Source organism: Corallococcus praedator, from assembly GCF_003612125.1.
Taxonomy (GTDB): Bacteria; Myxococcota; Myxococcia; order Myxococcales; family Myxococcaceae; genus Corallococcus; species Corallococcus praedator.
The window spans coordinates 1-11,270 of record NZ_RAWI01000313.1; the positions used below are offsets into that span (position 1 = coordinate 1).

Consider the following 11,270-nt stretch of genomic DNA (forward strand, 5'->3'; position numbering starts at 1 on the left):
CGGGCGCGGCGACCGGTGGCGGGCGCGGGGGCTCGGACACCGACAACACCACCTCGGTGCCCCGCTCCGCGTCCAGCGCGGCCACCGGCGGCGGCGGCCGCACTTCCGCCTCCATCCTCGGCATGCTGCCCGAGCCGCGCACCGGCGGCCGGGACAGGTCCGACGGGGCCCGCATGGCGCCCGAACCGGAGCCGGGGCTGGAACCCGGGCCCAACGGCTTCGGGTGCGAGCCCGTGCCCGGAATCAGCGAACGGGGGTTGGAGCCCGTTCCCGGGCCGCTGGCGGACGAAGGCGCGTACTCCACCAGCCGGTCCCCCAGCGTCTCCTTGAAGTACTGCGCCACCGACGCGGGCGACGAGGAGAGGCGGTGGTGGGTGATGACGGCTTCGATCTCCTCGCGCATCGCCGCCGCGGTGGGCGTGCGGCGCGCCGGGTCCTTCACCAGCGCGCGCAGGATGAGGTCGGACACGTCCTGCGGGATGTGCGGCCGCAGCTGCGAGGGCACCGGCGCGGGTTCGCGCACGATGGCCGCCAGCGTGGCCGCGTCATGGTCGCGGCGGAACGGCAGCTGCCCGGTGAGCAGCTCGAAGAGCACCACGCCCAGCGCGAACACGTCGTTGCGCCAGTCCAGCGGGCGGCCGCTGGCGGCCTCCGGGGACAGGTAGGAGATCTTCCCCTTGATGACGCCCGCCTGCGTCTGCTCCTCGCCCTGCACCTTGGCGATGCCGAAGTCGGACAGCTTGATGGCACCGTCCAGCGACACCAGCACGTTGTGCGGGGACACGTCGCGGTGCACCACCGGGTGCGCGGTGCCGGAGGGGTCCACGTAGCTGTGCGCGTAGTGCAGGCCCGCGGCCACCTCCGCCACGATGCGCAGCGCGTGCTCCAGGGGCAGCGCCATGCCCTTGCGGCGCAGCTCCGTGAGCAGGCGCTTCAGGTCCGGGCCGCGCACGTACTCCATCAGGATGTACGCGACACCGTCCGTGACGCCCACGTCGAAGGTCTGGACGATGTTGGGGTGCGTGAGGCGCGCGTTGGCGCGGGCCTCCGCGAAGAGCATGTCGACGAACTCGGGGTTCTCCGCGAACTGCGCGAGGATCTTCTTCATCACCACGAACTTCTCGAAGCCCTTCACGCCCTGCTGCTTGGCGAGGAACACCTCCGCCATGCCGCCCTGCCCCAGCCGGCGGATGATCTGCACCCGGCCGCTGCCCTGCGAATGCACGTCCGTGGGCGACGTGTTCTTGCTGCCGGGTTCGGAGTTGGTGGCGCCGAAGAGGTACTGGCTGAGCGCGCGCTGCTCCAGGGCCTCGATGTCGTCCTGCGCCCCATCGGTGAGCGGCGTGCGTGCCAGCAGGCCCTGGAACTGGGCCAGCGCCGGGGCCCGGGCGTTGCCGCCGCAGATGGGGCACACGCGATCCATGCTGCCCTTGGCGCGCAGCACCTCCAGGTACTCGGAGGTCTGGATGCGCTGGTGGGTGACCTGACCGCAGTTGCGGCAGTCGCACGGCAGCCACAGCGTGGCCAGCTTCGCCGGCAGCGCCTTGGAGGACTTCGACAGCACGGCCAGCATCGGCGGGGGCACGCGGCAGAGCACCACCTGCGCGCCCTGCGAGGCGACCTCCAGCACCTGTTCGATGCGCGGCAGCGCTTCCGGCTCCACCGTGCTCACGTGGCAGCAGTCGAACGCGACGCGGCCCTCCAGGCCGGAGGCGAGACGTCGCACGTTGAGGTCGCCCTTGAGCACGCTGGCCAGGGTGATGAACGTGATGTCGTCCTGGACGATCTTCAGGTGCGAGGAGAGTTCGGACGGCTCCGACGGGATGCTGGAGCGCAGGTAGCGCAGCACCGCCGGGTCCACCGCGGAGAACTGCTGGCGGCGCGCGAAGTCGAAGAACTCCGTGGGCTCGTCCGCGAACTCCAGCGGCTGCGAACACACCGGGCAGTGGTGCTCCGGGGCGCCCGCCTGATCCAACACCTTCGCCTCCTCCACCAGGCGGACCAGCCGCAGCCGGTCCTCCTTGCAGAAGCGGCAGGTGTAGGGCGCCAACAGGGAGAGCACGCGCGCGACGCCGGCGAAGCCCTCCACCATGTTGAGCTGATCCACCACCACCGGCGGCGCGTTGATGACGTACAGCCCCGCCACGCCCTGCGGCGGGTGGCCCACGAATTCAATCCACCGGCGCACCCCGAACGAGCTGATGCGCTCCACCAGCCCCAGGTCCACCACCACGAGGCCGGAGAGGCCCTTGGAGGACGGGGTGAGGGGGAAGGTTTCGTCGATCACCCCTGCCACGCGCACGTGGAGCAGGCTGCCCACGCGCAGGGAGGTGATGCTGGCATTGGAAGTTTGGCTCTCCACCCGCCTACCCTCGTTCCAGACAGAACAGCAGCGACTTGGGCTGCGCGGCCCTGCGGCGCGCATCCCCCAGGTCCACCCCACAGGCGAACTGCGTCTTCCGCCCCGGGCTCACCCGCACCGCCACCGCGTCGCTGTGCTCCAGGATGCGCCGCAGGCCCAGGCCCGCGCCACCGCCGGAAGCGTCCACCTGCGCCTTCTCACCCCACGCCTTCACCACCCGCACCAGCGGGGACGTCGTCAGGCGGCCGAAGCGGTCCGTCGCCTCCAGCCACGCGCGGCCGTCCACCACCGCCCACGACAGCAGGCAGCGATCCTCTTCCGCCACGGCCTGCACCTGTCCCCGGCGGTGGGCGTACTTCGGCTGCCCCGCGTCGTCCACCGGCGCGTCGAGCAGCGCGTTCACGCCAATCTCATGCACGACATCCGCGACCCGGCTGGCGGCCACCTTCGAGCCGCCCGCCTGGATCACCGCTTCGGCCGCGCGCTCGCCCGCGGCCGTCACGTCCGCCACGCTGCCCAACACCTCGCGCGACACGGAGGCCTCCTCCGGCACCAGCGCCCCGCCGCGAAGCAGCGCGCCCAAGAGGCGCACCTCCCAGGAGGAAGGCTGTCCCCCCGGGTCCCGCGTCGCCAGCAGCAGCGCCGGAGGCTCGCGCTCCAGCAGCGCCGCGTGCGCGGGGTTCAGGCGCCCGTCGAAGAGCACCAGCTGGGGCGCAGCACCTTCGCCCCGCCCCAGCAACAGGCCGTCCCGCGCGAGCACCCCGGAGGCCTTGTCCAGCGCCTCCGGCGTCATCGACGTGTCCGGCGTCAACTTCAGGGGGGTGTCCTTCACGGAGGCAACGCTATCCAACAACGCCCTAGTAATGCAGCCGGACTTCACTGAAGACGCCGAGCGGCGGTGCAGGGAAGCCGTGGGACTCTTCATACTTGGCGTTGAAGAGGTTCGTCCCGAGCAAGGAGACGGCCACGCGCTCGTGGACGTTGAAGCCCACACGCGCGGTCGCGGTGATGTAGCTGGGGAGTGAAACGCGGGTGGCGGTGCCCGAGTTCTCGTCCACGAGGAAGCCGGGATCGAAGCGCGGGCCCACGAACAGGCCGTACAGCTCCACGAAGGCGTACTTGCCGATGTTGGTCCGGCCGCGCAGGTAGACGCGATGGGTGGGCGCGTAGTCCAGCGGGTAGCTGGGCCCGCCGTCCAGGGGCAGCGCCTTGGCGTTGAGGAACTGGTAGGCGACGTCGAAGGAGGAGTTGAGCTGCGGCACCTGCGCCGCGGCCTCCAGTTCGAAGCCCACGACGCGCGCGTCGCCCAGGTTCTTGAACTGGGACGTGGAGCCGAACAGGAGCTCCTGGTTGATGAAGTTGTTGGCCTGGTTGTAGAAGCCCGTGCCCGTCAGGCGCACCCGGCGGTCGAGCGGCCAGAAGTCCACCGCGGCCTCCACCGTGTCCAGCGTCTCCGCGCGCAGGCCGGGGTTGCCCAGGAGCGTCGCGGCGTACATCTGCTGGTTGATGGCCAGCTCCGCCAGCGTGGGCGCGCGGAAGGCGCGGCCGTAGTTGGTGCGCAGCGTGAGCAGCTCCGGGATGGCGTGGAACACGACGCTGGCGCGCGGGGAGATCTGATCCGTGCGGGCCTCCCAGACGCGCTCGGGGATCTGGTAGTTGTCGTAGCGGGCGCCCGCGCCGAACACCAGCCGGTCCGTGGCGCGGAACTCCGCGTCCACGAAGCCGCCCAGGATGGTCTGCTTCGTGTCGTCCAGGCCCAGGCCCGGCAGCACGTTCTGGTTGTTCACCTGGTCGGCCTTCACGTCGCCGCCCACGGTGAGCGACAGCTTGTCGAGCGAGAACAGGGCGCGCGCCTCACCGCCCAGGCGGCTGCGCTTGCCCAGCGTGTTCTCCAGCGCGCCGGTGAGCTCATTCTCCAGCGCCACGTCGCGGCGCTTGAAGAACGTGTAGGCCTGCGCGAACACGCGCACGTTGTCCGTCACCGGCTGATCGAACTGGACGGACGCGTTCAGGTTCTGGACATGCTCGTTGTCCTGCGCGGTGTAGTGGCAGCGGCCGCAGTTGCCCACGGTGGAGATGTTCTGGCCACCGGGACGGCCGATGTTGGCGTCGGTGAAGTCCGCGTCCAGCGCGAAGGAACCCACGCGGACCTTGCCGTTCACCTGGTGCACCAGCGAGTCCTCGTTGGTGTCCGTCTGGCCCAGCTGTTGGTTGTTGAAGAGCTGCGGGCCGTCCGAGCCGAAGCCGTAGTAGCCGAGCAGCGCCTCCACCGGACCGCCGCGACCGGCGACGTTCGTCTGCAGGCGCCACGTCTTGTCCTGGCCGGCGAGGATGCGCGCGTCGGCGCCCACGTTCTGGCCCTTGGCGATGAGGTCGCCGGGCTGGCGCTCGATGATGTTGATGACGCCGCTGAAGGCGTTGGAGCCGTAGAGGGACGAACCGGGACCGCGGATCACCTCCACCTGCTTGAGGTTCACGAGCGGCGTCGTCTCATCCGCGTAGAACTGGCCCGTCCACGGATCCGTCAGGGGGCGGCCGTCCTTGAGCAGCAGGAGGCGGTTGGACAGGTAGTTGGAGCCCAGGCCGCGCGCGCTCACCGCCGCCTTGCGCATGGAACCCCGGCGGCACTCCATGCCGGGGAAGTACTGGATGGCCTCGCAGAGCGAGAACTGGCCGGTGCCCTCCAGCTCCTCCGCGGGGATCCACGACACCGTGAGGGGCACGTCGGAGATGCGCTGCTTGCGCTTGCCGGCCGTGGTGACGACGGCCTCGCTCAGCACCTGGTTGACGGACGCCTCGAAGTCGGGCGTCAGCGAGTCCGGGCCGTCCAGCCCGGCCAGGCCGGAGGGGGGCGGCAGCGCACGGTCCGGCGTGGGCTCCGTGAACGGCGCGCGGTCCGGCACGTTGTCCGGCTGCGCGGCCGGGAGGGGCAGGTTCCCGTACGCGGCGGGAGGCGGCGGGTTGGACGGCGCGTCCGACGGCAGCGGACCGCCGGGGGTGGACGTCGGAGGAGAGGCCGGGGACACGTAGGGGGCCGGATCCGCGACGGACGGGCCCGCGTACGGGTTGCCTCCCAGCGGCGGATCCGCCGGCGGCTCCGCGGCGAGGGCGGGCTCGTCGGTGACGGGCCCGGTGCCGGACGGCAGGACTTCCGGCTCCGGCACGGGAACGGGCTTCGCACCCTTGCGCGGCTTCACGGCGCGCGGAGGCTTGGCGCCCGCGGCGGGCGTCGCTCGCTTGCGCGCGGGCTTCGTGCGCGTCGCCTTGGGCGCCGGATCCTGCGACTCCTGGGCCTCGGCACGCTCCACCGAGAACAGGGCCAGGACACAGATCACCAACGTCATGCACGCTCGCGCGCCCAGACGCTCCGGAAACCTCTTGACCGCATTGTTTCGCGGCACACCGTACACAGTCGAGTCCATCGTTCTCAATTCCACGAGGGGAAGCAGCGATGTCCGCGGTTCCGTTCGCCAGGGTCCAGAGCCGTTGCGACTGGCAATCGTCCGCAGGGGCGAGTTTCCACCCCTGAACGGAGGCGTTCCGCTCGACTTCTCAAACTACCGCAATAACTGGCCTAAGGCCAAGTCGCGGCTGTCGATCCAGTAAAACGTGTCACGCGACACGCTGGGTAGGGCTGGCGGATCACCCGTGCCGCGCTCAGTCATCCGGCTGTTCGCTGGTGACGGCCAGATCGTCGGTGAAGGGCGGCAGCGCGGGGCCCAGGGACTCGGACTGCACGAGCGCGGGGGTCTCCACCCGCAGCTCGGGCGCGTCCGCGAGGACGGGCTGGCGGCGCGGCGGGCCCTGGGTGACGAGCTTGCGGAAGTCCTCGAACTCACGGCCGGGGATGGCCGCGAAGGCGTCGAAGGGGGCCACCGCGCCCACGGCGGACAGGGACTGGGAGAGCGAGTCTCCAGAGCCCTTGAGTTCCACCAGCACCGCGCCGGGCACCCGGCCGCTGCGAAAGAGCACGCGCAGGTCCTTGGGCGCGTGCGCCACCGGCACGAGCGCGGCCTCCGCGCCCTTGGCCTCCAGCATCTTCACCGCCGACTCCACATTGGGCACCGGCACCAGCTTGAAGTGCTTCTGGGCGTCCAGGTCGCCGCCCAGGACGACGTGGGAGACGAACTTCGGATCCAACGAGCCCGCGCCCTTGACCACCGCCATGCGCTTGCCGGCCAGGTCCTTCACGGAGCCCTTCTGGGTGGAGATGATGGCCCAGCGCTGCTGCGTCTCACCGGAGCGCGGCGCGTACGCCACCGGCTGCGCCTTGGCGCCCAACTGGACCGCGGCCCAGGCGTCCACCACGGCGAAGTCGATGAGCCCCTCCCCCACCGCCTTGGAGAAGTCCTCGTAGCGGCCGAAGCTGCGGGCGGCGACGGGGCGGCCCAGGCTGGCCTCCAGCTTCTGGGCCAGCGCTTCGGCGTACTGGAAGCGCTCCTGGCCATCCGACAGCGTGGTGGCGAGGAACACGCCCAGGGTCGCCTTCTTGGGCGCCGCGGACGCGGGGGAGGCAACCAGGAACAGCACGGCGGCGAACAGCACGAGGCCGCACCGCGCGACAAAAGTGGGCGTCTTCTTCACGGCGTCTCCTCCGCGGTGACCCCGGCCGGGTTGGCGCCGGAGGCGTCCCCCAGTCCGTAGAGTCCCTGCAGGCGATCCTTCCATTCCCGCACCTGCGCGGCCCGGGGGCCCGCGCCCGCCGCCAGATAGCGGCGCCACGCGTCCACGGCCTCGGCGGGTTCGTGGCGGCGCTCCTGGGCGTCGATGCCCAGGTTGAGCGCGGCGACGGCCACGCTCGGCTCCAGGCGCTTCCACGTCGCCAGGGCGCTGGACGTGTCCCCCTGGCGCCAGTCCACGCACGCCAGGTTGTGCTGCACCACCGCGTCTTCAGGCGTCACGGCGAGCGCGGCCTTCAGCGCCTTCTCCGACGCCTTCATGTTGCCGGAGGCGTACGCGAGCGCCGCCTCTCGCCGCAGCAGCGCGCCGGTGAGCGCGCCCATCCAGCGGGGCTGTCCTGGCATGGGCTTCTTCTGGGCGGTGGCGAGCAGCTTGCGCGACGGCGCCACCTTGCCCTGGCGGTACAGCACCCACGCGTCCGAGAGAGCGCGCGTGTTGGACCACGCCCAATCCGGCACGGGGGTGAGCGCGCGCTTGAGCCCGGACGACGCCTCCGCGAACTTCCCCTCCTCCGCGCGGGTGAGCGCCCGGGCGAAGGTGGCCAGCTTCGCGAGGTCCGTGCGCTTGCCCGTGCCCAGGCGGTCCACCGCGTCCAGGTCGCGGTTCGCCGCGGCGGCGTCCCCTGCCTCCAGCTTCGCCAGGGCCCGGCGCACCAGCACGCGCGGCAGGTTCGCCTCCGCCACCTTCGCGGCGGACTTGGACGGGCCAGCATCCGACAGCCGCTGCACGGCGGCGTCCACCTGGCCCAGCTCCACCTCCGCGAGCGCGGCGCCCGCGGACGCCTCCGCGCGCTGATCCGGCTCCTGCGTGGCCTCGCCGGACTGGGTGAAGGCAGCCAGCGCGGCCTGCGCGTCCCCGCTGCCCAGCCGGGCGTAGCCCAGGAGCAGGTGTTCGCGCCACGTCGCGCCGGGCAGCGTCACGGCGCCCTCCATCACCTTCCGGGCCTCCACGTACTGACGGCTGTCCAGCAGCACCGCGCCCAGCCGGCGTCCCATGGCCACGGAGCGGTCCAGGTCGTACGCGCGGCGCAGGTCGCGCGCGGCGTCGTCCATGCGCTGCGTGCCGGCGCGATCCCGCGCGCGGTGGGCCAGGGCCCGCGCCAGCCACTGCTTCGCGCCGGGGTGGTTGGGCTCCACCTGGAGCGCGCTGCCGTAGTCCTCGATGGCCTGATCCCACTGGCCGGTGGCGAAGTGATCCGCCCCCAGCAACATCCAGCCCAGGGCCTGACGCGGCGCCATCTCCACCACGCGCCGGTGCACCTCCACCGCGCGCTGGAAGCGCCCGGCGCGGCGGTTGACGGAGCCCAGCGTCGCCCACAGCTCCAGGCTGCCGCCGCCCGACTTCACCGCGGTCTCCAGGAACTGGATGGCCTCCTCGTGACGCGCCTGCGCCTGGAGCGCCTTGCCCACGGCGATCTGCCCCAGCAGCAGGCCCGGCTGCAGCTCCAGCACCTTGCGGAACTCGGCCTCCGCCTGCGCGGGCTGCTTCTGCGCGAGCCGCACGTCACCCAGCAGCAGGTGCGACGCGGGCGTGGCGCCCAGCTTCACCAGCGCCAGCGCCTGGGCCTCCGCGCGCGGCACATCCCCCGCGGACAGGTACTGGCGCGCGAGGCGCTCCTTCGGCTCCGCGGCCTGGGGGAACTTCGTCACCAGCCGCTCCAGCAGCGCGCGGGCTTCCGGCACGCGGCCTTCCAGCTCCAGCACGGCGGCGAGGCCGATCTGCGCGGGCGCGGACTCCGCCCGGCCCGCCTGCGACTTCTCGAACGCGGCGCGCGCGGCGGGCGCGTCCCGGCGCAGCAGGTGCGCCTTGCCCAGCAGCTCGTGGATCTGGAAGTCGTTGCCGGCGAGCTTCTCCGGGCGCAGGGCCAGGTAGCGCTGCAGCCGCGTCACCGCCCGGTTACCGTCCTGGGCGTACAGGTAGTAGCTGGCCAGGTAGTAGTGGACGATGAGGTGGTCGGGCTGATCCGCGGCGGCCACCTGCTCCAGCACCGGCACCGCTTCGTTGAAGCGGCGCAGCTTGAAGTACGCCGTGCCCAGGGGATACGCGAGCGACAGCTCCCCGGGGTTCTGGGCGAAGAGGGGCTGCAGGCGCGCCACCGTGCGCTGGAAGTCCTGGAGCGCGTTGGCCGCGCTGCCCAGGCCCGCGGCGGTGATGACGGACTGGGGCTCCTGGGCGAGCGACTGCTCGAAGAGCTGGAGCGCCCGGCGGAACTTCTCCTCCGCCTCCTTCTTGTCGCCCTTGGCGGCGGCGGCGTTGGCGGACACGAGCGCCTGCTCACCCTGCTCCGAGAGGCGCTGGGCCTCCGTGGCGGGCGGCGGGCGGAACTGCGCGAGCGCCGTCGGCGGGCCGGCCAGCGTGGCCAGCAGGACGAGCGCGGTGGAGACGCGGCGCGGGGAGCGGGAGGATGGGCGCATGCGATTCATCAAGGCGAGGGGGCGGGGCTGAATTCGGCGACGATGACGGTGATGTCATCGCGCTGCGGCTGGCCGGCGCTGTAGGCGCGCACGTCCGCGAGGAGCGCGTCGCGCAGGGCGTCGGCGGGAAGGTGGGCGTTGGCCTGGAGCGCGGCGGCCAGACGCTGCGTGCCGTACAGGCGGTTGGTGCCGTCACGCGCCTCGGTGAGGCCGTCCGTGTACCAGACGACGATGTCGCCGGGCCGCAGCTGCGCCTGGCGCGAGGTGAACTCCGACGCGACGTTCGCGCCCAGCAGCGGACCGCGCGCCGGCAGCGACGCCATCTGGCCCGTGGTCCGGTTGAAGACGGCCGCCGCGGGGTGGCCGCCGGCCGCGTAGTCGATCTGCCCGTTGTAGACGTCGATGACGGCCAGCGCGCTGGACATCTGGTGCTCGCCCCGGCCCACGTTGGCCAGCGTCACGTTGAGCGCGGTGATGAGCATCTGCGCGTGCACCTGCGACGGCTCGCGCAGCGTCATGGCGGAGGCGAAGCCGCTGGTGGCGCTGGTGGCCACCAGCGACGTGGACAGGCCGTGGCCCGTCACGTCCCCGATGCCGATGACGACGCGCCGGTCATCCAGCGCGGCGCGGAACCACCAGTCGCCGCCGCACGCGTCCGCCGGCACCACCAGCCCCGCGAGCCGCAGGGGCCCCACCGTCACCGCCTCGCGGCCGGGCAGCAGCGTCTCCTGCACCGTGCGCGCGAGCGACACCTCGCGCTCCAATTGCGCCTTGGCGCGCACGTCCTCCAGCAGGACCTTGATGCGCTCTGCCATGTGGTTGAACACCACGCCCAGCGTCGTCACCTCGCGGCCCGCGCCCGGCGCCGTGCCCGCGCGAGCGCCCAGGTCACCGGCGGCCAGCTGCATCACGCGGTGGGTGAGCACGCCCAGGGGCTTGGTGATGCGGCGGCTCTGGTACGCGGCCAGCACGCCCGCGAGCACCACGAAGCCCAGGCCCAGGCCCACGATGCGCAGGGTGTTCGCGCGCACCGCGGCGTGGTTGGCCTCCTCCAGCTCGTGCAGCTGCTTCTGCAGCTCCTCCAGCGAGTAGCTGATGACGACGACGCCCTTTCCGGCCTGCGCGCCGTAGTCGAGCGGCTCCTGGAACTCGAAGACGGGCTGCCCGTTGAAGAAGGCGCTGGCCCAGCGGCGCTCCGCGGTGCGGCTCCCAGAGGAGCCCAGCTTCGCGGCCGGGTCGCTGTCCGCGACGAGCTGCGAGTCCGCGTCGAACATCTGCACGCGCAGGATGTTGCGGTTGTCCGCGATGATGGAGCGCGCCACCTCGGTGAGGAACGCGTAGTTGTTGTCACGCAGGCTGGTGGCGGAGGTGAGCGCCAGGGTGTGGCTCACCGTCTGACCGAGTTCGCGCGCCTGGGACTGGAGCCGCTGGGTGAAGCGGTCCGAGGCCTCCGTGAGCTGCGACTCCGTCGTCTTCGCCGACAGGGCCGCCAGCAGCCCCACGATGATGATCACCATCGCGCCGGTGGTGAGCAGCAGCAGCTGATCCAACCGCAGCCCGCGGATGGCCGCCACGTTGGGCAGCTCGCCTGCTTCCAGCGGCGCGATGAGGGTGTGCGTGCCTTCCGTCGCCGGCAGCCCCACCGCTCCTGTCATCCGGGTGGCCGTGTGCTCCCCACGCAGGGCGGTGAGTTCCCGGGAATGCGTGCCGGTGTACTCGGGAGGTGGAGGTGGGGTGGACCCGGTGGGCACGTCGGAGGACGCATCCGGGTCATCAGGCGCGGGGTCGAGGCGCGTGTACGTACGGGACAAGGC

6 protein-coding genes are annotated in these 11,270 nt (G+C 72.0%); all 6 read right to left on the reverse strand.

From position 1 onward, the window contains the following. A partial coding sequence (locus D7Y13_RS30330) for a serine/threonine-protein kinase (RefSeq protein WP_244222391.1) occupies positions 1 to 2,362 on the reverse strand: 2,362 nt, incomplete at its 3' end. A 4-nt stretch (positions 2,363 to 2,366) separates the two neighbouring features. Continuing rightward, positions 2,367 to 3,194: a hypothetical protein gene (locus tag D7Y13_RS30335; RefSeq protein ID WP_341870449.1), complete on the reverse strand. Its 828-nt coding sequence runs from the start codon at positions 3,192 to 3,194 to the stop codon at positions 2,367 to 2,369. A 25-nt stretch (positions 3,195 to 3,219) separates the two neighbouring features. Continuing rightward, positions 3,220 to 5,784, reverse strand: coding sequence for a TonB-dependent receptor plug domain-containing protein (locus D7Y13_RS30340; RefSeq protein WP_120537047.1), 2,565 nt, complete (start codon positions 5,782 to 5,784; stop codon positions 3,220 to 3,222). 235 nt (positions 5,785 to 6,019) lie between these two features. Next, entirely contained in the window at positions 6,020 to 6,946 is a 927-nt protein-coding gene (locus D7Y13_RS30345; protein WP_233595912.1) for a PhnD/SsuA/transferrin family substrate-binding protein, read from the reverse strand. Next, positions 6,943 to 9,456, reverse strand: a complete 2,514-nt coding sequence (locus D7Y13_RS30350; protein WP_120537049.1) for a tetratricopeptide repeat protein — start codon at positions 9,454 to 9,456, stop codon at positions 6,943 to 6,945. Before D7Y13_RS30350 ends, D7Y13_RS30345 begins: the two co-directional genes overlap by 4 nt. A gap of 8 nt (positions 9,457 to 9,464) precedes the next feature. Next, positions 9,465 to 11,267, reverse strand: coding sequence for a PP2C family protein-serine/threonine phosphatase (locus tag D7Y13_RS30355; RefSeq protein ID WP_120630854.1), 1,803 nt, complete (start codon positions 11,265 to 11,267; stop codon positions 9,465 to 9,467). Positions 11,268 to 11,270 lie beyond the last annotated feature (3 nt).

Coding starts and splice junctions, on each gene's coding strand:
- D7Y13_RS30340 (WP_120537047.1), bottom strand. CDS start 5,784: ATGGACTCGACTGTGTACGGTGTGCCGCGAAACAATGCGGTCAAGAGG.
- D7Y13_RS30350 (WP_120537049.1), bottom strand. CDS start 9,456: ATGCGCCCATCCTCCCGCTCCCCGCGCCGCGTCTCCACCGCGCTCGTC.